The sequence below is a fragment of the Sphingobium aquiterrae genome (assembly GCF_037154135.1).
GTDB lineage: Bacteria > Pseudomonadota > Alphaproteobacteria > Sphingomonadales > Sphingomonadaceae > Sphingobium > Sphingobium aquiterrae.
On record NZ_JBANFL010000011.1, the window covers coordinates 96,747 to 123,094 of the forward strand.

The 26,348-nt window shown below is 66.4% G+C and carries 16 protein-coding genes; 13 read left to right on the forward strand and 3 right to left on the reverse strand.

Annotation, left to right across the window (positions count from 1 at the left end; all coding sequences use genetic code 11):
- Nucleotides 1-19 precede the first annotated feature (19 nt).
- Entirely contained in the window at nucleotides 20-850 is an 831-nt protein-coding gene (locus WFP78_RS13260) for an alpha/beta fold hydrolase (protein ID WP_336963023.1), read from the reverse strand.
- 96 nt (nucleotides 851-946) lie between these two features.
- Complete coding sequence (locus WFP78_RS13265; protein WP_336963026.1) at nucleotides 947-1,606, reverse strand: hydrolase; 660 nt, start codon at nucleotides 1,604-1,606, stop codon at nucleotides 947-949.
- A 326-nt stretch (nucleotides 1,607-1,932) separates the two neighbouring features.
- On the opposite strand from WFP78_RS13265, the gene WFP78_RS13270 reads away from it, so the two are divergent.
- The 5 genes from WFP78_RS13270 (at nucleotide 1,933) to WFP78_RS13290 (ending at nucleotide 9,342) form a co-directional block, all read left to right on the forward strand.
- Nucleotides 1,933-2,541, forward strand: a complete 609-nt coding sequence (locus tag WFP78_RS13270) for a TetR/AcrR family transcriptional regulator (RefSeq protein ID WP_336963028.1) — start codon at nucleotides 1,933-1,935, stop codon at nucleotides 2,539-2,541.
- A gap of 383 nt (nucleotides 2,542-2,924) precedes the next feature.
- Nucleotides 2,925-3,329, forward strand: a complete 405-nt coding sequence (locus tag WFP78_RS13275) for a hypothetical protein (protein ID WP_336963031.1) — start codon at nucleotides 2,925-2,927, stop codon at nucleotides 3,327-3,329.
- Nucleotides 3,326-4,609, forward strand: a complete 1,284-nt coding sequence (locus tag WFP78_RS13280; protein WP_336963034.1) for an efflux RND transporter periplasmic adaptor subunit — start codon at nucleotides 3,326-3,328, stop codon at nucleotides 4,607-4,609. The genes WFP78_RS13275 and WFP78_RS13280 overlap by 4 nt, the downstream gene beginning before the upstream one ends.
- A 126-nt stretch (nucleotides 4,610-4,735) precedes the next feature.
- Nucleotides 4,736-7,924, forward strand: a complete 3,189-nt coding sequence (locus WFP78_RS13285; protein WP_336963036.1) for an efflux RND transporter permease subunit — start codon at nucleotides 4,736-4,738, stop codon at nucleotides 7,922-7,924.
- Between the two features lie 11 nt (nucleotides 7,925-7,935).
- Nucleotides 7,936-9,342 carry an efflux transporter outer membrane subunit gene (locus tag WFP78_RS13290; RefSeq protein ID WP_336963040.1) on the forward strand — a complete coding sequence of 469 codons (1,407 nt, stop codon included), beginning with the start codon at nucleotides 7,936-7,938 and terminating at the stop codon, nucleotides 9,340-9,342.
- 246 nt (nucleotides 9,343-9,588) lie between these two features.
- Here WFP78_RS13290 and WFP78_RS13295 read toward each other — a convergent pair whose 3' ends face one another.
- Nucleotides 9,589-10,050, reverse strand: a complete 462-nt coding sequence (locus tag WFP78_RS13295) for a MarR family winged helix-turn-helix transcriptional regulator (RefSeq protein WP_336963042.1) — start codon at nucleotides 10,048-10,050, stop codon at nucleotides 9,589-9,591.
- A gap of 137 nt (nucleotides 10,051-10,187) precedes the next feature.
- Between WFP78_RS13295 and WFP78_RS13300 the strand changes: the two genes are divergently transcribed.
- From WFP78_RS13300 to WFP78_RS13335, 8 genes are all read left to right on the forward strand, one after another.
- A complete protein-coding gene (locus tag WFP78_RS13300) occupies nucleotides 10,188-11,351 on the forward strand; it encodes an HlyD family secretion protein (RefSeq protein WP_336963044.1) in 1,164 nt (387 codons plus the stop codon).
- Nucleotides 11,352-11,365: 14 nt separating this feature from the next.
- On the forward strand, nucleotides 11,366-12,886 hold the full coding sequence (locus tag WFP78_RS13305) for an MDR family MFS transporter (RefSeq protein ID WP_336963210.1): 1,521 nt from the start codon (nucleotides 11,366-11,368) through the stop codon (nucleotides 12,884-12,886).
- Between the two features lie 8 nt (nucleotides 12,887-12,894).
- On the forward strand, nucleotides 12,895-14,340 hold the full coding sequence (locus WFP78_RS13310; protein ID WP_336963046.1) for an efflux transporter outer membrane subunit: 1,446 nt from the start codon (nucleotides 12,895-12,897) through the stop codon (nucleotides 14,338-14,340).
- Nucleotides 14,341-14,884: 544 nt separating this feature from the next.
- On the forward strand, nucleotides 14,885-16,249 hold the full coding sequence (locus tag WFP78_RS13315; protein WP_336963048.1) for an oligogalacturonate lyase family protein: 1,365 nt from the start codon (nucleotides 14,885-14,887) through the stop codon (nucleotides 16,247-16,249).
- A gap of 144 nt (nucleotides 16,250-16,393) precedes the next feature.
- Nucleotides 16,394-19,108, forward strand: a complete 2,715-nt coding sequence (locus WFP78_RS13320; protein WP_336963050.1) for an exo-rhamnogalacturonan lyase family protein — start codon at nucleotides 16,394-16,396, stop codon at nucleotides 19,106-19,108.
- Nucleotides 19,109-19,258: 150 nt separating this feature from the next.
- Nucleotides 19,259-22,216, forward strand: coding sequence for a TonB-dependent receptor (locus WFP78_RS13325; protein ID WP_336963052.1), 2,958 nt, complete (start codon nucleotides 19,259-19,261; stop codon nucleotides 22,214-22,216).
- A 76-nt stretch (nucleotides 22,217-22,292) separates the two neighbouring features.
- Complete coding sequence (locus tag WFP78_RS13330; RefSeq protein WP_336963054.1) at nucleotides 22,293-23,582, forward strand: oligogalacturonate lyase family protein; 1,290 nt, start codon at nucleotides 22,293-22,295, stop codon at nucleotides 23,580-23,582.
- Nucleotides 23,583-23,612: 30 nt separating this feature from the next.
- Nucleotides 23,613-26,348 (forward strand): exo-rhamnogalacturonan lyase family protein, encoded by a 2,736-nt coding sequence (locus tag WFP78_RS13335; protein ID WP_336963056.1) that lies wholly within the window; start codon nucleotides 23,613-23,615, stop codon nucleotides 26,346-26,348.

Consider the following 26,348-nt stretch of genomic DNA (forward strand, 5'->3'; position numbering starts at 1 on the left):
TCCGTTCCCCCTTTCCGTCTCAGGCCCTGATGAAGGCGAGCAGATCGGCATTCAGCCGGTCCTGATGGGTGGCGGTCAAGCCATGCGGCGCGCCTTCATAGATTTTCAAGGTCGCGTCCGGCACGATCTTCGCGGACAGCAGCCCGGCATTGCCGATCGGGACGATCTGGTCGTCGTCGCCATGGATGACGAGCGTGGGCACGTCGATCGCCTTCAGGTCGTCGGTATAGTCGACTTCCGAAAACTCCCGGATGCACAGATATTGGCCGAGGACGGAGCCCGCCATCCCCTGCGACCAGAAGGACAGGCGCAGACCTTCATTCACCTCAACGCCCTTGCGGTTGAAGCCGAAAAAGGCGGCCGGCAGGTCGAGATAAAGTTGCGAGCGGTTGTCGAACACGGCCTTGCGGATACCGTCGAAGAAGGAGATCGGCAGGCCATCGGGATAGGCCTCGCTCTTCGCCATCCTCGGCGGCACGGCACCGATCAGGACCATTTTGGCGACGCGTGCCGAGCCGTGGCGGCCGACATAATGGCTGATCTCTCCGCCGCCGGTCGAATGGCCGACAAGCACGGCATTCTTCAGGTCCAGCGCCTCGATCACCGCCGCCAGATCGTCGGCATAGCTGTCCATGTCGTTGCCGGTAGCGGGCTGGTCGGACCGGCCATGGCCGCGGCGGTCGTGGGCGATGACGCGATAGCCCTGTTGCAGCAGGAACAGCATCTGGCCGTCCCAGGCATCGGCCGACAGCGGCCAGCCATGGGAAAAGACGATGGGCTGGGCATCCTTGCTGCCCCAGTCCTTGTAGAAGATGCGGGTACCGTCGGCGGTGGTGATGAAATTACTCATGGGGGCAATCCTTTCGGGGGGAGGAAAAGTTGAGGGGGAGAGGGAAAAGCGCGGCCGGGCGGGCTGCGAGGGGTGCGCGCCCGGCCGCCGGGGCGATCAGTGGCCGCCTTCGGAGGCGCCGAACATGGCCTTGGCGTAGGTGATGCCCAGGCCATAGGCGCCACCCCATTTGCGGGCGATGCCGGTGGTCATGTCGTAGCTTTCGGTCCGCGCCCAATCGCGCTGCAATTCGAGCAGATACTGGAGCGCGGTCATGGGCCGGGCGCCCGCCTGCACCATGCGCGCAACGGCGCGCTCATGCGCTTCCTCGGAAATGTCGCCGCTGGCGTCGGTGATCACATAAACCTCGAAGCCCTGCTCGATCGCGGAAAGGACGGGGCCGACGATGCAGACCGATGTCCACAGGCCGGCGAAGACCAGGCGGTCCTTGCCGATGCGGTTCACTTCCGCGATCACGGCGGCGTCTTCCCAGGTGTTCATGGAGGTGCGGTCGAGCAGCGCCTGACCGGGGAAGGCATCGGTGATCTCGCTGAACATGGGGCCGGAGAAGCTCTTTTCGGCAACCGTGGTCAGGATCGTGGGCACGTTGAAGCCGGCGGCGGCGTTGGCGACCAGCGCGGCATTGTTGCGCAGCAGTTCGGGCGCAATCGACTTGGTGGCGAAGGCCATCTGCGACTGGTAATCGATGAGGACGAGGGCATGATTGGCGGGCGAAAGCAATGCCTTGCCGGGGGTCGGGGTGGCGGTGATGGACATGGATCGGGTTCCTTCCTGAATGCGAGCGCCCCGTGATGTCAGGGCGTGAAAGCAGGTCTAATGCGGATGATTTTTGCGAAACAGGCGCATAAAATCTCCATGACTGTTCGATATTCTTGAAATGATGGAGCGGCGATCACAGCTGTGATCACACCCGCAATCCCATCATGCCCGGCCGGCCGCCGCGCCTTCAAAGGATGATCCCGCGCGACCTATCGGGCGTCCAACGCGCGATCCGGCGCTGAAGCTCCCCGAATCCCTGCTGAATCTCCGGCGCATCCCCACAACTGGACGCGCGCCCGATTCATCACTATATACCGCCCGGTATGGAAATGGTCGCATCAACCGGCAGAGGCCGCCCTCGGGAATTTGATCCCGAAACAGCCTTGTCCGCGGCGCTCCAGGTATTCTGGCGGCGCGGCTATGAGGGCGCGTCGCTCACGGAACTGACCGAGGCGATGGGCATCACCAAGCCCAGCCTCTATGCCTGCTTCGGCAACAAGGAAGCGCTGTTCCGCAAGGCGCTCGATATCTATGAGCGCGACAAGCTCTGTTATACGCGCTCGGCGCTTGAGGCGCCCACGGCCAGGGGCGTTGCGGAACGGCTGCTGCACGGCTCGCTCGCGATCCAGACGGGAACGAAAGACCCGCGCGGATGCCTGGGCGTGATCAGCATGGTCGCCTGCACCACCCATGCCGACTCGATCAAGGACGAAGTCATCGCCCGCCGCCTTTCCTCGGACAAGGCGCTGGTCGAACGATTCGCACGCGCACGCGATGAAGGCGACCTGCCCGACGGGATCGACCCCGCGGCGCTTGCCTCCTACCTGTCCGCCGTCATGCAGGGCATGGGCGTTCAGGCGAGCGCCGGCGCGACCCACGAACAGCTGGAAAAGCTTGTCGACACCACCCTGGCGATCTGGCCGGGGAAATAGGCCCCCACGCCCCGGTCGCCGGGCGCGCGGCTTCGCCCGATGGCCGCTTGCGATAAAAATACCAACCGGTACAAAATGCGGTTGACGAAATGCCGCATCACATTATATACCGCCTAGTACGTAATTCGGCGGGGCTCTCCCCGGAGGAGGTCGAATGCAGACGGGTCTCTTGAACAGACACTTCTAGTCGTATCGTCGCGGGTGCCCGGCAAACGGGGGCCGCGATCTTCAATCATCCCTGGTCATCGTGCGACGGGCATCTGCCCGCGCTCGCACGACCGACCTTGTATTTTTTCCGCAGCCGGCATGATTTCCGGCCCCGCTTCCGTGCCCCTGCTGCGGAAGCGCCGGACCCGGTTGCGCGCATATCAGGGAGCATGGACATGGCTTTCATGGACTTTGCCCAGCCGCTGCCTGCGGCTGGCATCGCCAGCGCTTCTGCGTCCCGTTCGGGCAGAAGTCGGCCGGCACAAGCGGGTTTCACCCGGACGGAATGGCAGATCATCCACCTCGCGCGCGGGGATGGCCTGGCCTCGCTGCGTGCGCCGGGCCGATGGGACAGGTTTCTCGCGCTGGTCTTCGGCGCGCGAAAGACCCTGACGCTCGCCAGCGAGCGGCTGGAAGCCCTGCGCCGGATGGCCGTCGACGGCTGGCATCATGGCTATGCCGTTCCCCCCTCTTCCCTCAGGGATTTTCGCGACGCCGGCTTCAACGACGGCCAGCTTGAACTGCTGCTCGGCACGATCAGCACGGCGCGCACCACCTTCAGACGACGGAGTTTCTCATGAACATGCTCGCACGGATCGAAACCGACACGGACGGCGAGAACGCACCAGCCGGACGCCCCCTCTCCCGCTGGCGCAAGCGCCAGACGGCACTCGCCGTCATCGCGATCGTCCTTGTGGGCGGCGTCGGCTGGAGGCTGGTGGATCGCCCGCAGGCCGAAGCGGCCGTATCGCCGCTGGCCACGGTGGGCATCGCCGCGCCGCTCCTCAGCAAGGTGGTGCAATGGGACGACTATGTCGGCCGTTTCGCCCCGAGCCAGACGGTCGATGTTCGCCCGCGCATCTCCGGCCCCGTCACCGCCATCCATTTCCGCGACGGTGACATCGTCCAGAAGGGGCAGTTGCTGTTCACCATCGACCAGCGGCCCTTCCTGGCAACGCTGGCGGAGGCGCGCGCGAATGTCGCCAGTGCCCGCAGCGCGCTGGCGCTCGCACAGGCGGACTATGCCCGCGTCAGCCGCCTGACCGGCGACGAAGCCGTTTCCGCAAGCGAGATCGACGCCCTGCGCGCCCGGCTGCAAGCGGCGCAAGCGGCCCTCGCCGCCGCCGACGCCCGCGCCCGCCAGCGCGCGCTGGATGTGGAATTCACCCAGGTCCGCGCGCCGATTTCCGGCCGCGTGTCCGATCGCAGGGTCGACATCGGCAATCTCGTATCGGGGGCCGAGGGGGCCAACGCCTCGCTGCTGACCACGATCAACGCGCTCGACCCGATTTATTTCTCCTTCGACGCGTCCGAAGCGCTGTTCCTCAAATCCCAGCGGGATCGGGCCAATGGCGCCGCTGGCAGCGACGTGGAAATCCGGTTGCAGGATGAAGGCGACTATCGCTGGAAGGGCAAGCTGGACTTCACCGACAACGGCCTCGATCCGCGCTCAGGCACGATCCGGGGCCGCGCCGTGCTCTTCAACCATGACCTGTTCCTGACGCCGGGCATGTTCGGCAACATGCGCCTGTCGAACGGCGGCAAGGTCAACGCCCTGCTGGTGCCGGACGAAGCCATCCAGTCGGATCAGGCGCGCAAGACCGTGCTGGTCGTGGGCAAGGACGATGTCGTGACCGCCAAGCCGGTGGAACTCGGCCCCCTCGTCGACGGCCTGCGGATCATCCGTTCGGGCCTGGCCGCGAGCGACCGCGTCGTCATTTCCAACCTGCAGTCCGCCATGCCCGGCGCCAAGGTCGCGCCCCGCCAGGCGTCGATCAAGCCATTGCCGGAAACCGCCGGCAAGGATGGCACGGCAGGCTCCGCCGCGCCCGCAGCGGCGCAGGCGACGTTCGCGCGCTGAGCATGAGCGTTTTCGAAGCAGCCCGCATCACCTGCTGCCTCGGAAAACGCGTAAAATCAAAAGACTAGAGCAGCCGAACCGATGCAATCGGATCGGAACCTGCTCTAGAATATAAGGAATACGCCGATGCGTTTCTCGCGCTTCTTCATCGATCGGCCGATCTTTGCGGCGGTCATCGCCGTCATCATCACGGTCGTCGGCGCGCTCGCCTTCATCGGCCTGCCCGTCACCCAATATCCCGACATCGTGCCGCCCACGGTGACGGTCGCCGCGCAATATCCCGGTGCATCGGCGGAAACCGTCGCGCAGACGGTCGCAGCTCCCATCGAGCAGGAGATCAATGGCGTCGACAACATGCTCTACATGAGCAGCCAGTCGACCGGCGACGGCAAGGTGACGATCACCGTCACCTTCAAGATCGGCACCGACCTGGATGCCGCGCAGGTGCTGGTGCAGAACCGGGTCGCCGTGGCGACGCCACGCCTGCCCGAGGAAGTGCAACGGCTGGGCGTCGTCACCCGCAAGACCACGCCGGACTTCCTGATGGTCGTCAACCTGCAGTCCCCGGACGGCACGTTCGACCGCAATTACCTCTCCAACTATGCGCTGACGCAGGTCCGCGACCGTCTGGCACGGCTGGACGGCGTGGGCGACGTGCAGCTTTTCGGTTCGCGCGACTATGCGATGCGGATCTGGATCGATCCGGGCCGCGCGGCGGAACTCAACCTGACCGCCGGCGAAATCGTGTCGGCGCTGCGGGCGCAGAATGTGCAGGTGTCCGCCGGCGCCATCGGCCAGCCGCCCTATGATCGCGGTGAAGCCTTCCAGCTCGGCGTCGAGATGCAGGGCCGGCTGACCGATCCCCAGCAATTCTCCGACATCGTCATCCGCACCGATCCCGACGGCCGCCAGGTCCGCGTGCGCGATGTCGCGCGGGTCGAGCTGGGCGCGCAGGACTATGCGATCAACACCTATCTTTCCGGCAAGCCCACGGTCGTCGTCGCCGTCATGCAGCGCCCCGGCTCCAATGCGCTCGACGCCGCCGAGAAGGTGAAGGCGGAGATGGATACGCTGGCCAAGCGCTTCCCCAAGGGGCTTGAATATAGCGTCATCTACAACCCGACCGAGTTCATCAGCCAGTCCATCGACGCGGTGTATCACACCCTGTTCGAGGCGATGGTGCTGGTCGTGCTCGTCATCCTCGTCTTCCTGCAGAACTGGCGGGCGGCGGTCATCCCGATCATCGCCATCCCCGTGTCGCTGATCGGCACGGCGACGATGCTGGCGGCGGTGGGCTATTCGCTCAACAACCTCTCGCTCTTCGGGCTGGTGCTGGCGATCGGCATCGTCGTCGACGACGCCATCGTCGTGGTCGAAAATGTCGAGCGCAATATCGAGCATGGCATGAGCCCGCTGGAAGCCGCCCGCACCTCCATGGACGAGGTCGCGGCGGCGCTGGTCGCCATCGTCCTGGTGCTGTGTGCGGTGTTCGTGCCGACGCTGTTCATCACCGGCATTTCGGGGGCCTTCTACCAGCAGTTTGCGGTCACGATCTCGACCGCGACGGTCATCTCGCTGCTGCTCTCGCTCACTTTGTCTCCGGCGGCCGCGGCCCTGCTGCTCCGCCCGAAGCACGGCTCTGCCGCGAACGACCCGGCGGCGCCCGCATGGAAGCGGCTGCTCGCCAAGGCCGGCGACCGTTTCAATGCCGGTTTCGACCGGATGAGCGACGGCTGTGCCCGGCTGACGCGGTGGCTGCTCGCCCGGCCCAAGAAGATGCTGCTGACCTATGCTGGCCTGATCGCCGCCACCATCGGGCTTTTCTGGGTCACGCCGGGCGGGTTCATCCCCTCGCAGGACCAGGGCTATTTCCTCGCGGTCGTGCAGCTTCCCTCCGGCGCGTCGCTGGAGCGGACGGACAAGGTGACACGGGACGTCGCGCAGAAGATCCTGCCGATCAAGGGCCTGCGCGGCGCGGTGATGTTCGCCGGCTTCCATGGGCCCTCCCAGACGTCGGCGCCCAATTCGGCGGCAATCTACTTCCCCTTCAAGACCTTTGCCGAGCGCGAGGCCGAAGGCGTCACCTATGCCGGCATCATGGAACAGGCGAACAAGGCGGTCGCGGGCTATGACAAGGCGCGCATCCTCCTCGTGCCCCCGCCCGTCATCCAGGGCATCGGTTCCGCCGGCGGCTATCGCCTGATGCTGGAGGATCGCGAGGACCGGGGCTATGCGGAACTGAACAAGGTCGCCACCGACCTGATCGCCAAGGCCAACCAGACACCGGGCCTGGCGCAGATCTACACCCTGTTCGATGTCGCCACGCCGCGCATCTACGCCGATGTCGACCGGCGCAAGGCCGACCTGCTGGGCGTGCCGCCGGAGCGGGTGTTCGAAGCGATGCAGGTCTATCTGGGGTCCGCCTTCGTCAACGATTTCAACCTGCTGGGCCGCACCTATCGCGTCACCGCGCAGGCCGATGCCGAGCATCGCGGATCGGTGGCCGACATCGCCAACCTCAAGACCCGCTCCAACTCCGGGCAGATGGTGCCGATCGGATCGGTCTCCACCTTCCGCGACAAGACCGGCCCCTATCGCGTCGTCCGCTACAATCTGATGCCTGCGGTCGAGGTCGATGGCGATACCGCGCCGGGCTATTCCTCCGGCCAGTCGCTGAGCACCATCGAGAAGCTGTCGGACGCCAGCCTGCCGGCGGGATATGGCGGCGAGTGGACGGGCATCGCCTATCAGCAGAAGAATGCCGGGAACACCGCCGGCGTCGTCTTCGGCATGGCCGTGTTCTTCGTCTTCCTCGTGCTGGCGGCGCAATATGAAAGCCTGACCCTGCCGCTGGCGATCATCCTGATCGTGCCGATGTGCCTGTTCGCGGCCATGCTGGGCGTCAACCTGCGCGGCATGGACAACAACATCCTGACGCAGATCGGGCTTGTGGTGCTGATCGCGCTCGCGGCCAAAAACGCGATCCTCGTGGTCGAGTTCGCCAAGCAGGCGGAGGACGAACGCGGCCTGTCACCGGTGGAAGCGGCGATCCATGCCGCCCGCGCCCGGCTCCGCCCGATCCTGATGACCAGCTTCGCCTTCATCCTGGGGGCGGTGCCGCTGGTGATCGCGACCGGGGCCGGCGCCGAACTGCGGCAGGCGCTGGGCACGGCGGTCTTCTTCGGCATGGCCGGCGTCACCGCCTTCGGCCTGCTCTTCACCCCCACCTTCTATGTCGTCTGCCGCAATCTGGCCAACCGCTTTTCCCGCCACGGGCGGGAGGATGCGGCCCCTGCGCTGCAGCCGGCGGAATAAGGATTACCGTCATGACCAGACAACTGATTGCCTTGCTGCTGGGCGCCAGTGCGCTCAGCGCCTGCGCCGCCGGGCCGGATTATGCCCCGCCCGCCACGCCCTCCATCGCTGCCGCGCCGTTCAAGGGCGGCACGGCACCCGGCATCAGCACCGCCGCCGCGCAGGATCAATGGTGGACGCTGTATCGCGACCCGATGCTCGACCGGCTGGTGGGCGATGCGCTGAGCGCCAACACCGATATCCGCGTCGCCGTGGCGCGGATCGAGCGGGCGCGGGCATCCCTGCGCGGCGCCCGCTCCGACCGCTTGCCGCAAACCGGCCTGTCCACCTCGGCCCGCTATGGGCGGACGTCCGAAGCCCAGTCCCTCCCCGGCATCGACCGGGAGAACTGGACCTTCGACGGCGGGCTGGACGTCGCCTATGAGGTCGACCTGTTCGGCAGGGTCAAGCGCGGCGTCGAGGCGGCGCGCGGCGACCTGGAAGCGACACAGGCCGATGCGGCGGCCGTGCGCGTGGCGGTGATCGCCGACACGGTGCGCGCCTATCTGGACGTGACGACATCGGCCGAACGCCTCGCCGTTGCCGAACAGACGGTGGCGCTACTCGACAATTCGATCAGGATCACCAGCGCCCGCTTCGACGTCGGCCGGTCGGACCGGCTGGACGTGATCCGGGTGACGACCCTGCGCGATCAGCAAAAGGCGTTGATCCCCGCCCTGCGCGCCGATCGCGACGCCGCACTGCTCAGGCTTGCGACCCTGACGGGCCGGACGCCGCAAGACTTGCCCGAGGATGTCGGCGCGCAAAAAGTGACGCCCGTTCTGGGCCAGCCGATCCCCGTCGGCGATGGTCGTGCCCTGCTCGCCCGCCGGCCCGATGTCCGCGCGGCCGAGCGGCGGCTGGCGGCCGATGCGGCGCGCGTGGGTGTCGCCACGGCGGACCTTTATCCGCGCATCACGCTGGGCGGATCGGTGGGCACGACCGCGCTGGGCGGTGGCGACCTGCTTGGCGGCGGTCCGCTGCGCTGGGTGCTGGGTCCGCTCATCAGCTGGGCCTTCCCCAATCAGGAGGCGATCCGCGCCCGCATCGGCGCGGCAAAGGCCGACAGTGCTGCCTCGCTCGCGCAGTTCGACGGCACCGTGCTGCAGGCGCTGGAAGAAACGGAACGCGCCCTTTCCGCCTATCGCCATGCCATGGAACGTCAGGAAACCCTGGCGGCGGCGCGCGACGAGGCGGAACGCGCCGCCCGAATCAGCGTAGGGCGCCAGCGGGAAGGCCGCATCGATTTCCTCGCCGTGCTCGACACCCAACGCACCCTTGCCAATGCGGAGGCCGATCTGGCGACTGCGAGGCGCGCCACCGCCTTCGCGCAGGTGGATGTCTTCAGGGCGCTGGGCGGCGGCTGGTCTGCCGCCTGACCGGCAAGGACAGGCGCATGCTATGCAGGGCCGGACGCATCCGGCCCTGCATCGGGAGAAATGCTGCAATCGCCGGGCTTGCTTGAAATGCAGCCCCGATATGATATCCTCGGGGAACCGCCATGAGAGCGGACAGAGAGGGTGTCGGCAATGGAACGCTTGGAGTCCATATTCTGCAGCTGTGAATTCAAGCTGCTGTGCTTCGTCAGCGCCTGCTCCGGTACGATCGGGCTGGGGACCGTCCTGTTACTGCGCTGATGGATCGGATGCCGGCCCGGAATCGCTGTCCCCATCGCCATCGGGGGAAGGCCCGCCGAGCGCGATCAGCCTGTCGTTCAGGATTGTCAGCAGCCGCAGCATCTCGGCCTGGTCGGCCTCCGTCAGCACTTCGAAAATCTGCGCGGTAAGGGCCTGCCGATAGGGGTCCGCATCGCGGATCACGCCTTTGCCGGCTTCCGTCAGGCTGATGCGCTTGGCCCGGCGATCGTTCGGATCGGGATCGCGCTGGACCAGGCCGTCGCGCTCCAGCGCATCGATCGCTTCCGTCACGGTGCGCGGCGCGAAGCTGAACCCTTCGCAGATGTCGATCGACCGCACCGATCCGCTTCGTTCGATAAAAAGCAGAAATTTCAACTGCGCAAGCGAAACGCCCTGCGCCTTGAGCACATCGTTGAACGACTTTTGCATGCGCAGGTACAGATCGCGCATGCTTTCCATGAGAGGTTGATATGCCATCGGCCTAAATAATATATGGAACCATATGAAATGGTATTGCCATGTCATGCGTGTGAGTGCAAGGACCATCCCGCGCCGTCGCAGCGCAGGAACAATGTGAGACCTGTTTGATGGACAGTAGCGAAGACGATGTCAGGACGATTGCGGTCGCCGAGGACAATCCGGAAAAGAGATCGCCATTGAAGCGCCCCGCCGTGCGGCGGGTCATGCTGGTGGTCGTCGCGGCGATCGTCCTGGGGCTGATCGCCTGGCTCATCCACTATCAGATATACGGCCGGTATCTGCAGGAAACCAACGACGCCTATATCCAGGCGGACAGCGTGACCGTGGCGCCGAAGATTTCGGGCTATGTGGAACAGGTGCTCGTGCGCGACAATCAGGACGTGAAGAAGGGGGCGCCGCTGGCCCGCATCGACCCGCGCGACTATCACGCCCAGGCATCGCAGTTCAAAGCACAGATCGGCGTCGCGCTGGCCAATGCCGACAATGTCCGCGCGACGATCGGCGAACAGGAAGCGGCAATCGCGCAGGCGCAGGCGCAGCTGGCCACCGCCACGTCGGACGCGCACTTCGCCGCGGACGAGGTCGCCCGTTACACGCCCCTGGCCGCGAGCGGCGCCGAAACCCGCGAAAAGCTCTCCAACCTACGCAATCAGGCGGCAAGGGCCGCGCATATGGTCGCCAGCCAGCGCGCCGCCCTGCTGACCGCGCAACGCCGCGTCGAATCGCTGCGCGCGCAGATACGCCAGGCACAGGCGCAGGGCGAAGTCGCCAGGGCACAGCTGGACGCCGCCAGCGTCAATGTGGGATCGACGCTGCTGCGCGCCAGCGTGGACGGGCGGATCGGCGACAAGTCGGTGCGTGTCGGCCAGTTCGTGCAGGCCGGGACCAGGCTGATGTCGGTCGTGCCCCTCCCCTCCCTTTATGTCGTGGCGAATTTCAAGGAAACGCAGATCGGCCTGATGCGCCCCGGCCAGCCCGTGACCATCAAGGTCGATGCGCTGGACGGCACCGACCTGAGCGGGCATGTCGACAGCATCTCGCCGGGAACGGGCGCGCAATTCTCGCTGTTGCCGCCACAGAATGCGACCGGCAACTTCACCAAGATCGTGCAGCGCGTGCCCGTCCGCATCGCGATAGACGCCGGTCCGGACGCGCGCCGAGTCCTCGTCCCCGGCCTCTCCGTCACGGTGAGCGTCGACACGATTTCGGCCAAGGGTGCGCAACGGCGCATCGCCAGGGAGGAAGAGGCCCGGCGGAGCGCCGACCGGTGACAGACGCCGTGCCCATGCGCGCACCGGAGGAGCGCGCGGACGCCGCCGCATGGCTGGCGGTCGCCGCGGGCACGCTGGGCGCGTTGATGGCAACGCTCGACATCTCCATCGTCAACAGCTCGCTGCCCACCATCCAGGGGGAGATCGGCGCAAGCGGGACCGAGGGCACATGGATCGCGACCGCCTATCTGGTCGCCGAAATCGTGATCATCCCACTGTCCGGCTGGCTGGAGCGGCTGTTCGGGCTTCGCACCTTCCTGTTGATCGCCGCGTCGCTGTTCACGCTGTTTTCCATCCTGTGCGGCGTGTCGACCACGCTGCCGATGATGATCATCGGCCGCATCGGACAGGGTTTCACCGGCGGCGCGCTGATCCCCACCGCCATGACGATCATCGCCACCCGACTGCCCCGTTCGCAGCAACCGATCGGCAACGCGCTGTTCGGCGCGACCGCCCTGCTCGGCCCGGTCGCCGGCCCGGTGCTGGGCGGCTGGCTGACGGAGAATATGAGCTGGCACTATGCCTTCTTCATCAACCTGCCGGTCGGGCTGGCGCTGATCACCCTGTTGCTGGTGGCGATGCCGCACCAGAAATCGAAGCTGCGGCTGATTGCCGATGCCGACTGGCTGGGCATCATCGGCCTGGCGATGGGCCTGGGCGGCCTGACCGTGGTGCTGGAAGAGGGCGAGCGGGAACAATGGTTTTCCTCGTCCACCATCATCTGGCTGTCGGTCGTCTCGGCCGTGGGCTTCCTGCTGCTCGCCGCCGGGCAGGTGCTGGCCCGCCATCCCGTCATCCGGCTGGCGCTGCTGCGCAACCGCCAGTTCGGCAGCGTCGTCGTGATGGTGACGGTGGTCGGCATGGTTATCTACGGCACATCCTATGCGATCCCGCAGTTCCTGTCGGCAATCGCGGGCTATAACTCGCTGCAGGCGGGGCAGATCGTCATGCTCTCCGGCGCGCCGGTGCTGGTGATGATGCCGTTCACGCCCTGGCTGCTCCGCACCGTGGACATCCGGCTGTCGGTGGGATTCGGGCTGATCGTGCTGGCGCTGAGCGCATGGCTGGAAACCGATCTCACCCCGCTTTCCGACGGTTCGAGTTTTGTCGATTCCCAGCTGATGCGCGGCGTGGGCACGGTGTTCTGCATGATGTTCCTCAATCAGGCGGCGATCCGCTCCGTCCCGCCCGAGCAGGCGAGCGACGCGGCGGGGCTTTACAACGCCGCGCGCAACCTGGGCGGCTCTTTCGCCCTTGCCGGCATCGCCGTCGTGCAGGACCAGCGCCTCTGGCTCCACAGCCGGCGACTGGAAGAAACGCTGAGCGCCAATGCCGTCCATGTGCAGGATTATATGGCGGCCCAGCCCCAGGACAGCGGGCTGCGCTCGCTGGAGGGCATCATCCAGACGCAGGCGCTCACCATGACCTATTCCGATCTCTTCTGGATCCTGACCGTCGGGATCGTCATCGTCTGTCCGCTCGTGATGTTCCTGCGGCCGCTCCCCCGGGGCGGGCCGATGGCGTCCGGGCATTGAGGTACGTCATGCGCCACCATCTCACCCTCCCACTGGTCGTTTCGCTGCTCGCAGGATGCACGGTCGGCCCGCATTATGCCGGGCCGCCCGCGGTCGCGCCAAAGGCAACGGCCGCGCCCGGCTTCGTGCGCGCGGGCGACGCGCCGGTCACGGCCACCGCCCCCGCCGCCCACTGGTGGACAGGGCTGGACGACCCCATGCTCGACGCGCTGATCGTCAAGGCGCTGGCCGCAAACAGCGATGTGCAGGTGGCGCAGGCCCGGCTGCGGCAGGCACGCGCGGCGCTGGGCCTGCAACGGACCAATGGCGCGCCCAGCCTCAACGCCTCGGCCGTCTATGTGCATGCACATATTCCGGGGACCGACCTTGGCGGAAGCGACAGCGGCAGCAGCGACAACGGCAACAGCAACGATTCCAGCGATCTCAACCTCTATAATCTGGGCTTTGACGCGAGCTGGGAAATCGACCTGTTCGGCGGCCAGCGCCGGGCACTGGAGGCGGCGCGGGCAAGCGTGCAGGGCGCTGCGGCCAGTGTCCAGGATGTGCAGGTCAGCCTGTCGGCCGAAGTGGCGCAGGCCTATCTGAACCTGCGCGAACGGCAGCAGCGCATTGCGCTGAGCGCGCGCTCGGTCGCGATGCAGCAGGAGATGCTGGACCTCACCCGCCAGCGCTTCGCGCGCGGAACCGCCTCGGCGCTGGATGTCGCGCGGATGGAAGGCGATCTGGATACGACACGGGCGCAGGTGACGCCGCTCAATGCGGAGCGGGACGCCGCTCTGAACGCGCTTGCGGTCCTGACGGGCGAGGAACCGGGGGCGCTGGACGCCAGCCTTGCCGCGGGCGCGCCCATCCCCCTGCCCCCGGCCTCGGTCGCGGTCGGCGATCCCGCCGCACTGATCCAGCGCCGCCCGGATATCCGCGCGGCGGAACGTCAGCTCGCGGCGGACACCGCCAAGATCGGACAGGCGGAAGCCGCTCGGTTCCCGCGCCTCAGCTTCATGGGGCTGATCGGCATCGGCGGCACGAAGATCAGCGATCTGGGCAAGCTGGACGATTTCGCCGCCATCGCCGCGCCGCAACTAAGCTGGAGCTTCCTGGATTTCGGCCGCAACAAGGCCCGTGTGGGACAGGCGGAGGCCGTGCGGGACGAAGCCGAGGCGCGCTATCGCGGCACGCTGCTCGCGGCCCTGCGCGACGCGGAGGATTCGCTCGCCCGCTTCCGCGACCGCCGCATCACCGTCGCCTCGCTCGCCCGGACGCGCGACAAGGCCGACCTGGCTGCCCGGCTGATCGCCGACCGCTATCGCGCCGGCACCGCGACCCGGATAGAATATCTGGACGCGCAGCGGCAACAAGTTGCCGCCGAGGAAGACCTGCTATCGGCGCAGGCCGCGCTGACGGGCGATTTCGTGGCGATCCAGAAGGCGCTGGGCCTGGGCTGGGAAGGCGCCTGAACCCGCAAGGGCACGGCATGTCGATGACCGATGGCCATGATTGGCCGGTGTCGGCAGCCGGGCTGCGGAAAACAGCGTCGGCGGCGCCCTGACGGAGGCCTGACGTCCAGCCCAGCCATCTCTCCGCCGTTCTATCGGGAAGACCGTCAAGACCGAAGGCTTTTGCGCGACTCGCCCTGCTCGACCGCGCGCCGCACTCCCCAGATCCGCCGGGACGAAACATCGCCATCGGCGTTCACAAGCTGTTCCTGCCCGAGGCCGCGCGGGATCGGCACGTCATTACGCCCGCGTTCCCATCATCGGGCGCTGGCCTGTATCGCATAGCGCGCGCTGCATTCGACTTGGCCTGAAGTCTGTACGCTATAGCATTGTTTTTCCGTACTTCTTATGAAAAACTGGCCCCCGCCTTTCCGCACGACGCCTTGAAAAACAGCATCGGATCATCCGTTGCCGCTTCTGGACGATTGACTCTCAAAAAACCATTCTGTAGAATTCAGTCTCATAATATGAGAATCTTCAATCCAGGAGCGGGAGAAACCGGGCGGTGCGACACATCCGAGGATATAAGGGCGTAGGGCGGACAATACGCTTCGGCCTGGCGGCCATGCTGCTGGGCAGCGCGGCCCAGGCGATCGCGGCAGAGGCGCCCCCGCCCCGCGAGTGGATCGACCCGGATACCGGGCATCGCGTCGTCCGCCTGTCGGACGAGCCCAACAGTTCCAGCCTCTATTTCAACTATAACGGCTACACGCCGCAGGGCGACAAGCTGCTGATCTCCACCCCCGGCGGCATCGCCACGGTCGACCTCAAGACGCGGGCGCTCAAGCTCGTGGTGCCGGTCAAGGGGCCGTTCCGCCTGCTCTTCACCGGCCGCAAGACCCGTCAGGTCTATTATCAGACCGCCGCCACCGGCGCGTCGCTGGACCGGGTCGGCGCCAAGACCATCTTCGCCGCCGACATCGACACCGGCAAGGTCCGCAAGGTCGCCGACATCCCCTATGGCGACATCCAGACGATCAACGCGGACGAGACGCTGCTGGGCGGCGTCGAGACGGACCCCGCCGCCACCGCGGGCGCGCTGCGCTATTTCCAGCAGCGCGACGCACGCTTCGACCAGGCCGACTATCGCGCGACCTGGCCCGACGGACGGCCGATGACCTATGCGGAATCGAAGGAAGTCCGCATGAACGAGCGGCTGGACTCCAATATCCCGATGAAGATCTTTGTGGTCGACACCCGCACCGGCAAGCAGCGCACCGTGCGCGAGGCGACCGACTGGCTCAACCACCTGCAATTCTCGCCCACCGATCCCAATGTGCTGATGTTCTGCCACGAAGGCCCCTGGCACAAAGTGGACCGCCTGTGGCTGATGCGCGTCGACCAGCCGGATGCCGCGCCGATCCCGCTGCACAAGCGCACGATGAACATGGAAATCGCCGGCCACGAATGGTTCAGCGCCGACGGCAAGACCATCTGGTACGATCTGCAGACGCCGCGCGGCGAGGATTTCTGGGTCGCGGGCTATGAGATCGCGACCGGCAAGCGCAACTGGTATCATCTGGACCGCAACCAGTGGTCGGTGCATTTCAATAGCTCGCCCGACGGCACGCTGTTCGCCGGGGACGGCGGCGACGACGAGATGGTCGCCCATGCGCCCGACGGCAAATATCTCTACCTGTTCCGGCCGGAGGGCATTCCCGACGTGGCGGGCATCAAGGCGCCCAATGCCGGCGCGCTGATCCATCCCGGCGTCCTGCGCGCCGAAAAGCTCGTGAACATGAAGACCCACGACTATCGGCTGGAGCCCAATGTGAACTTCACGCCCGACGGCAAGTGGATCGTGTTCCGGTCCAACATGTTCGGCTCGACCCAGGTGTTCGCGGTCGAGGTGGCCAAGGCCGCACGATAGGGCCGCACGATAGGGCCGCGCCATAAGGCCGCACCATAAGGCCGGGCAGTGACGATGCCGTCCGTCCCGGAAGATCGGGGCGGACCTGATTTCTCATGACAATCGAACGCCACTGGCAACGGCCGGGGCGTAAAGGGAGGATGCATGGACTTCGAACAGGCACGCGAGGGGCTGACCCGGCGGGATGTGATGACGACGGGCGCCGGCGCGGCCGTGGCCGTGGTGGCCGGCGCGGCGGGACCGACCGAGGCCGCGACGCGGCGCGGCGTGGAACCGGTGGAGTTGAGCTGGCTGGGCGGCGCGCCCGCCACTGTCGGACAGGGCGTGATGTGGGGCATGCCCTGGCCGCGCGGCGCCTTGCCGCGCGTAGCGCCGTTCCAACTGAAGGGCGCGACCGGCACCGCGCCGGTGCAGACATGGCCCCTCGCCTACTGGCCCGACGGCTCGCTCAAATGGACCGGCCATGCGGCGGCGGGGCCGCTGCGCGACGCGACGCTCCGGCTTGAGCCGGGCGCCGCCAGGGTCGCGGCGCCGGTCGCCGTGCGCACGGACGGCGATGTCATCAGGGTCTCCACCGGCGACTTTTCCGCCACCATCGCGCAGGCCGGCCCGATCCTGATCCCTGAGGCCAGCCTGGGCGGCCGCACGCTGCTGCGCGACGGACGGCTCGTCTGCCTGCTGCGCGACAGCAGCGACCCGATGGCGGAAACCGCGCGCATGACCAGCTTCGACGGGCATGTCACCCGGGCGACGGTCGAGCAGTCCGGCCCGATCCGCGCCGTCGTGCGGCTGGAGGGCATGCATCGCGCCGCGGACCGGTCCTGGCTGCCCTTCTCCATCCGCATCGCCGCCCATGCGGGCTGCTCGACCTTGCAGCTCACCCATACGATGACCTTCGACGGCGCGGCCGACCGGGATTTCATCTGCGGCCTGGGCATCCGCTTCGACACGCCCTTCGCCGACGACCTGCACAATCGCCACATCCGCTTTTCCGGCGAGGCGCAGGGCCTGTGGAGCGAGGCGGTGCGCAATATCCCCGGCTGGACCGGGGGCAAGTTCAAACATGCCGACCGTTTCCAGGACCAGCTTGCCGGCAAGCCCGTGCCGACGCTGGCGCAGATGGACGCGAAGAGCCGGGAACAGCTCGCCATGGTGCCGAGCTGGGACAGCTTCAAGCTGTTCCAGGGCAGCCCCGATTATTTCACCATCGCCAAGCGCACCAATGGCAAGTCCAGCTGGGTCCATGCCGATCATGGCCATCGCGCCTCGGGCCTGGGCTATGTCGGCGGCGCCTCGGGCGGCGTGGCTTTCGGCCTGCGCGATTTCTGGCAGCTCCATCCGACGGGGATCGACGTGCATGGCGCCACCGGCGATGCCGCCACCACCACGTTGTGGCTGTGGTCGCCCGATGCCGGCGCGATGGACCTGCGCCATTATGACGACAAGGCGCACGGCCTGGAAATGACCTATGAGGATGTGCAGCCGGAACACAGCACCCCCATGGGCATTGCGCGCACCCACCAGGTGACGTTGCAGCTGCATGCCGCCACTCCCGCGCGCGAGGCGCTGGTGGCGCAGGCGCAGGCACTGTCTTCCCCGCCGCTGCTGGTGGCCGCCCCGCGCCATTATCACGACATCGGCGCATTCGGCACATGGAGCCTGCCCGACCGTACCCATCCCTCCAAGGCGCAGATGGAGCACCAGCTCGACGCCGCGCTCGACTGGTATGTGAAGGAAGTCGACCGGCGGCGCTGGTATGGCTTCTGGGATTATGGCGACGTCCGCCATACCTATGACAACGACCGGCACGACTGGCGCTACGATGTGGGCGGCTATGCCTGGGCGAACAGCGAGCTCGCCCCCGATCTGTGGCTCTGGTATTCCTTCCTGCGGTCCGGCCGCGCGGACCTGTTCCGCATGGCGGAGGCGATGACGCGGCATACGTCAGAAGTCGACATGCACCATCTGGGCCGCTTCGCGCCGCTGGGCACCCGGCACAATGTCAGCCATTGGGGCGACGGCGCGAAGGAAGCCCGGATCAGCCAGGCGGCGCTGCGCCGCATCTATCATTATCTGACCGCCGACGAGCGCACCGGCGACCTGATGCGCATGGTGGTCGACGCCGACCACGCGACCGTCGCCAACGATCCGCTGCGCCAGATCATTCCCGACAACATCTATCCCACACATGCCCGCAGCGGGCCGGACTGGCTGGCCTTCGCCGGCAACTGGATGACCGAGTGGGAGCGGACGGGCGACACCCAGTGGCGCGACAAGATCCTGCGCGGCATGGACGATATCGCCCGCCTGCCCAAGGGCATGTTCTCCGGCCCGCCGCTCGGCTACGACCCGAAGACCGCGCATCTTCACAATATCGACGCGGATTTCAAATATTCCTACCATCTCGCGACCATCTTCGGCGGCGCGGAAGTGATGTTCGAGCTGGAGACGCTGGTGGATTCGCCGGCCTTCATGAAAAGCTGGCTGCAATTCTGCCAATATTACAACGCGCCGGAGGCCGAACGCCGCCGGGACATAGACGACCGGGCGACCGACAATCATTTCACCGCGCCGGAATGGCATGCCCGGCTGACCGCCTATGCCGCGCACAAGACCGGCAACCGGGCGCTCGCGCGGCGGGCTTGGGAGGAGCTGCTGGGCGAGGCCCGCGCCAAATATTCCAGCATCTTCCCGTTCGCGACATCCCGCATCGCGCCGCCGCTGGTGCTGGAGCCGGTCGACGAGGTGGTGCGCGTGTCGACCAACCATGTCGCGCAATGGTCGCTCAACGTCATCGAAGTGCTGGCGCTGGCCGGGGACGACATTCCCAATCCGCTGCCCGGCAGCTGGGGCGCCTGAGCGCAACCGGTGCCACATCCGCTTGACAAAACGCCTGAACGGGCATTAATGTTCATTAAATAGGATAATAGTCCATATGTTGGGATATTAAACTCCCAACGAAACGAAAACAGGGCTGCTTCGGCAGTTGAAATTAGGGGACGGATAAACATGCGTAACATCATTGGGCGCAACATCATTGGGCGCACCGGCTTGCATCTTGCAGCCTCCACGGGAACGATCATGATCGCCCTTGCGGCAGCGGCACCTGCTTATGCCCAGGTGGCGGATCAGGCCGCAGGGCCGCAGGCCACGGCCGCCGAGGAAACCCCGGACATCATCGTCACCGGCTTCCGCGGCAGCCTTGAGAATGCGATCCGCATCAAGAAGGATGCCGCCGGCGTGGTCGACGCGATCAGCGCGCAGGACATTGCCGACTTCCCGGACGCAAACCTGGCCGACTCGCTGCAGCGCATTCCCGGCATCTCGATCGAGCGCGACGGCGGCGAAGGCCGCGGCATCACCGTGCGCGGCCTGGGCGGCGATTTCAGCCGCACCCGCTTCAACGGGCTGGAGGCGATTTCGGCCACGACCGGCTCCACGCTGGGCGCCGGCGTCAATCGCGGCCGGACCTTCGACTACAGCGTGTTCGCGTCCGAGCTGTTCAACTCGATCGTCGTCAACAAGACGCAGTCGGCCTCGGTCGACGAAGGCTCGCTCGGCGCGACCGTCGACCTGCAGACCGGCCGCCCCTTCGATCATCCGGGTTTCCAGGCGGCCTTCTCCGCCCAGGCCGCCTATTATGACAACAACAAGAGCTGGGCGCCGCGCCTTGCCGGCCTGATCAGCGACACCTGGGCCGACGACACGATCGGCGTGCTGCTGTCGGTCGCCTACAGCAAGCGCAAGCTGCAGGAAGACGCCTATTCCAACACCAACCTGGCCGACTACACCGATCTCAACAACGGCTTCTGCCCCATCGTGCCCGGTTCGATCGTGACGCCCAACAACCCGCTCATCGGTTCGGCGCCCTTCACCTCGCAATGCGTCGCCGATACCGACGGCCCCTTCCCCGGATCGTCGCCCGATGCCTATAACCAGATCAACCGGCCCGGCGTCTTCATCGCGCGGCTGCCCGGCTATGGCCGCTTCCTGAACGCGCAGGAGCGCCTGGGCATCACCGGGTCGATCCAGTTCCGGCCGTCCGACACCGCGCTCATCACCATCGACGGCGCCTATTCGCGCTTCAAGCAGGTGCGCGAGGATCAGGCGACCAACCCGATCAGCCTCAATCGCGGCAACGGGTCGCCCCCGGCCGGATCGGCCTTCACCCCGGTCCAGCTTGCCGGCCGCCCGAACATGAAGATCCGCGATGTCGAGGTCAACGACGCCGGCGAGATCGTCTATGGCGTGTTCGACGACACCGATTTCGGCGTCACCTCCGCGCTCGACCGCTCGACCACCGAATTCTATCAGGTCAACCTGAACTATGAGCAGGAACTGGGCGATCGCGGCAAGGCCAAGATCCTGATCGGCCAGTCGCGCTCCTTCTTCGACAATCCCTATTCGCGCCTTGTCACCTTCAGCCGGTTCGACGGCGACGGGTTCGTCTTCGATGCGCGCGAGACGCCCAAGACACCCTATCTGAACTATGGCTTCGACGCGACCAATCCCAACAACTGGAGCTTCGTCAACGGCTACGACAATATCCGCCTGTTCCGTTCGTCGGTCGACAACCGCTTCAAGACCGGCAAGCTCGACCTCAGCTATGACATCGACGACAATTTCACGGTGAAGACCGGTGCCGCGTGGAAGGAATTCAAGTTCATTTCCAAGCGTGAGCAGCGGATCGCCTCGCAGAACCTGCTGCCCGCGTTGCCATCTGGCGTCACCATGGCCGATATCAGCAAGCTGCTGACCGTCGACGGCATCAACCTGCCCGACGGCGCGACCAATTCGCTCGCGATCCCCAACATCCCGGCGATCATGGACCTGTTCGACGTCGATTGCGAATGCCAGAACCAATATGGCGATTTCCGTATGGGCAGCATCGGCACCGGCGCACTGGGCGACAACCGGTCGGTGCGGGAACGCGACGTCAGCGCCTATCTTCAGGCCGACTACAAGTTCGACCTGGCGAACGGCATGCGCATTCGCGGCGACGCCGGCCTGCGCTATGCCCGCACCAACCAGTCCTCGACCGGCTATGTCGGCGCATCGACGCTGACCAACGCCAGCCGTTCCTATGAGAACTTCCTCCCCTCCGTGAACTTCGCGCTGGACATCACCCAGGAGATCACCCTGCGCCTTGGCGCGGCCAAGGTGATGTCGCGTCCCTCGCTGAGTTTCCTGACGCCGGGCGGCTCGATCGGCACCGACGCAGCGCCCTTCTCCGCGACGATCGGCAACCCCGATCTCGACCCTTATAAAGCGACCAATTTCGACGCCAGCCTGGAATGGTATTTCCAGCCGGGCGCCCTCGTCTCGGTCGCCTTCTTCCACAAGAAGGTCAGCAATTTCGTCCAGCAGATCACGCAGACGACAACCTATGCCGCCGCCGGCCTGCCGCTGTCGCTGCTGCGCCCCGGCCAGGACCCGAACACGACGACCAACGTCACCACCTATGAGAACACCTCGGGCGGGAAGATCAACGGCATCGAGCTGTCCTACCAGCAGCCCTTCACGTTCCTGCCGGGCTTCCTCAAGAATTTCGGCGCGATCGTGAACTACACCCACATCGATTCGAAGATCTCCTACTTCCTGACCCGCAACGCCACGGGGGGATCGCTCTCCGCCCCGCTGATCAACGTCTCGCCTAATTCGGCGAACGCCACGCTTTATTATGAGGACAGCAAATTGTCGGCCCGCGTGTCGATGGCCTATCGCGACGAATATATCCGCATCGTGCCGGTGCGCGCGGGTCTCGCCGACACGGCCGGCGCCTATTCCAGCACCAATATCGACGCATCGATCAGCTACAAGCTGACCGACCGGATCAGCATCGGCATCGACGCGATCAACCTCACCAACCAGCCGACAAGCTATTGGGACGGCCAGGATCGCCGCGACCAGCAGGTCTACAGCCAGACCGGCCGCCAGTTCTTCTTCGGCGCCCGCTTCAAATACTGACCTCCCTGCCTGGAGCGGCGCCCCTGCACGGGCGCCGCTCCTCCCTTGCCATCCACGCGCAGCCTGAGGGGGTATCATGAAGATCATCTGGAGCATCGCCGCTGCCGCCATCGTCGTGGCGCACGGCCCGGCCGTCGCCTCCGACGTCGGCAAACGCTTTCCGTCCGAGATGCGGACCGTCACCGACCGGATCACCGGCCGCCCGCTGACCGTGCTGACATCGGGCGCGTCGAGCGATTCCAAAATCTATCCGACGCACCGGCAATGGACGAAGGACGGCCATCATATCGTCTTCCGCTCGTCCAACCGCGCCGCGTCCGGGACGGCGCAGGTGTTCGTCGTCGACGAGATCACCGGCGACATCACCCAGATCACCGACAGCAGCGGCGTCAACACCGGCGGCCTCAACGTCGCGCGGCTGAGCGACAGGGTCTATTATATGCGCCAGCCTTCGGGCGCAGTGGACGGCGCCCAGCTGGTCGAGATCGACCTGGAACGCCTGCTGAAGGATTCGGCCGCCGGCACCCCGCGCCGCGAAGGCTATGAGCGCATCGTCGCGACCATGCCGAAGGACGGGTCTGTCACCAACGGCTTCGCGCTCGATGCCGATGAGAAGACGGCCTATGTCAGCTTCACCGTGCGCAAGGCGCCGCCCCGCCCGGCGGGGGCATTGGCGCCGCAGGTGCCCAGCGGCATCCGCGCCGTCAGCATCGCCGACGGCGGCATGCGCGACATCCTGCACACCGATTTCCTGATCGGCCATATCCAGGCCAATCCGATCAAGCCCGGCGAAGTCATGTATTGCCACGAAACCGGCGGCGACGCACCACAGCGCATGTGGCTGGTGAACGGCGACGGCAGCGGCAACCGCCCCATCTATGTCGAGGGCCCGGACGACTGGGTGACGCATGAGCAGTTCGCCGACGCCGACCATGTGATCTTCAACCTGATGGGCCACACCATGAAGCTGCGGCAGCGGCCGTCCGGCCTGATGGTCGTGTCGCTTCGCGACGGGCGGGTGGAGAATCTGGGCCAGACCGACAGCACCACCGTCACCCGCAGCGAACTCAAATATCTCAGCAGCCCCAACATCCCGCAGGATGACAGCAATACCGGCGGATATTGGCACAATGCCGTCACCTATGACGGCCGCCTGGCGGCGGGCGACGATTTCGACGGCAATGTCCACCTGATCGACCGGCGGACGAGCAAGCAGACGCTGCTGACCAGCGGCCATCGCATGCGGCCCGACCATGCCCATCCAAGCTTCAGCCCGGACGGCACCCGCGTGCTGCTGCAATCCGGCATGATGACCGACGGCGAGCGCCTGTCGCTCGTCACCGTGCCCGTGCCCGTGACGGAGTGAGGCGGGAGAAGGCCGGGAAAGGAACAGCCCATGGACAGTGACGGTGGTGCGATCACGCGGCGCGACACAATGAAGCTTGCTGCCGGGGCGGCCGTGGTCGCGGGCGCCGCGTTGGGGGAGCCGGTTTCCGGCGCGACGGCGCGCGCCCAGCCTGTCGCGGCACGCTGGCTGGGCGATGTCGCCCCACCGGCAGGCCCCGACCTGAGCTGGGGCCTGAGTTATGGCCTGAGCTGGGGCGTTCCATGGCCCCGCGGGACGCTGCGCAAGGATAGCACGCTCACCGCCCATGGCCCGGACGGCACCCCGGTGCCGCTGCAAAGCTGGCCGCTCGCCTATTGGCCCGACGGCAGCCTCAAATGGACCGGCCACGCCGCCGGGGGGACGATGTCCGCGCCCGAAATCCGGATCGAACCGGGGCGCGGCACGCCGCCGGCCGCCCCGGTGATCGTCACCGAACGCCCGGACGCGGTGGTGATCCGCACCGGCACCAGCGCCTATGTCCTCCCCCGTTCCGGCCCCGTGCTGATCGCCGAAGCGACGCGCGACGGAAAGGCCCGCCTGCGCAACGGCCGCCTCATCTGCCTGCGGCAGGACAGTGCCGACATCGGCGCGCCGGCGATCCGCACCGAAGCCTTCGAAAGCCTGGTCCAGTCGGTGCATGTCGAGCAGAAAGGCCCGGTGCGCGCGCTCGTCCGCATCGACGGGGTGCATAGCGGCCGTGGCCGGAGCTGGATGCCCTTCACCATCCGCATCGCCGTGTTTGCCGATGGCGGGATGGCCCGTATCGTCCATTCGCTGGTGTTCGACGGCGACGGGGAAAAGGATTTCCTGTCCGGCCTGGGTATCCGCTTCGACGTGCCGATGGCCGACGAACCGCAGAACCGCCACATCCGCTTCGCGGGTGAAGGCACCGGCCTGTGGGGTGAGGCGGTGCGCAACCTGCCGGGCTGGCAACCCGAGCTGTTCACGCTGGCGCCCCGGTTCCAGGACCAGCTAGACGGCAGGCCCATCCCCATGCTGGCCGAGATGGACGCAAAGACACGCGACCAGTTGCTGCAAGTGCCCAGCTTCGGCGACTTCAAGCTGTTCCAGGGCGGATCGCGCCAGTTCACCGTGACCAAGCGGCGCAAGCCGGGCCTCGCGTGGATCAAGGCGGATCATGGCGGGCGGGCCAGCGGCCTCGCCTATGTCGGCGGGACGTCTGGCGGCGTGTCGCTGGGCCTGCGCGATTTCTGGCAGCGCCATCCGACCGCGATCGAGGTGAACGGCGCCGATGGCGACATCGCGACGCTCACCATGTGGCTATGGTCGCCAGACGGCGGGGCGATGGACCTGCGCCACTATAGCGACGGCCCCCATGGGCTGGACATCAATTATGAGGATTATGAGGAAGGCTTCGCCACGGCGACCGGCATCGGCCGCACCAGCGAACTGTTCCTGTGGCTGCACGACGCGACGCCCTCCCGCGACATGCTGGCGGCGATGGCGGGCGTCGTCCGCGCGCCGCCGCTGCTGGCCGTTTCGCCCGCGCATCTGCACGCGACGGGCGTGTTCGGCCTGTGGAGCCTGCCGGACCGCTCGACGCCGGTGAAGGCCCGGCTGGAGGAGGAATATGACCGGCTGCTCGCCTTCTATGCGCAGGAAGTGGAGCAGCGGGACTGGTATGGCTTCTGGGACTATGGCGACATCATGCACAGCTATGACGACGACCGTCATGTCTGGCGCTACGATGTCGGCGGCTATGCCTGGGACAATAGCGAGATGGGGTCGGACCTCTGGCTCTGGTATGGTTTCCTCCGCTCGGGCGATGCCGGGCGCTTCCGCATGGCGGAGGCGATGACGCGGCATACCAGCGAGGTCGATTTCTACCATGTCGGCCGCTTCGCCGGGCTGGGCACGCGCCATGGCGTGCGCCACTGGGGCGACGGGGCGAAGGAGCCGCGGATCAGCATGGCGCCGATCCGGCGCTTCCTCCACTATCTGACCGCCGACGAGCGCACCGGCGACCTGATGCGCATGGTGGTCGACGCCGACCATGCCATCGCGGCGATCAGCCCGGTGCGCAAGATCATGGAACCCTCCCGCTTCCCCGCCGTCGCCCGCAGCGGGCCGGACTGGTTCGCCTTCGCCGGCAACTGGATGACCGAGTGGGAACGGACGGGCGACAGCCGCTGGCGCGACAAGATCCTGCGGGGGATGAAGGCGCTGGCGACGATGCCCGACGGCCTCTTCACCGGGCCGCCGCTGGGCTATGATCCCGAAACCGGGCAGCTGTTCGACATCGGCTATCATTTCAAGGTCTATTACCTCCTCACCATGATCTTCGGCGGCGCGGAGGTGCTGTTCGAGCTGGACACGCTGCTCGACATGCCCGATTTCGACGCGGCGCTGGTCCGTTATGGCGAGACCTGGAACCTGCCGGAAGCCGAACGGGTGAAGGCGCTGGGGCCGGGCGCGCTCAATCCGCTGTTCGGCGGGGAAAAGCTTTATACCACGGTCTGGTATGCGCGGATGACCGCCTATGCCGCCTGGAAGAAGAAGGACCCGGCACTCGCCCGCCGCGCCTGGACGGAGCTGCTGCGCGGCCGGGGCGGCGTGCTGCCAAAGCCGTTCCTGCAGGCGCCGGCGCGCGAAACGGCGGGCCCCGCCACGCTTGAGCCTCGGCGGGAAATCCCCGGCCTTACCACCAACAATGTCGCCCAATGGTCGCTGAACTTCGTCGAGCTGCTCGCGCTCGCGGGGGATGCGGCCCCCGATGCGCTGTAG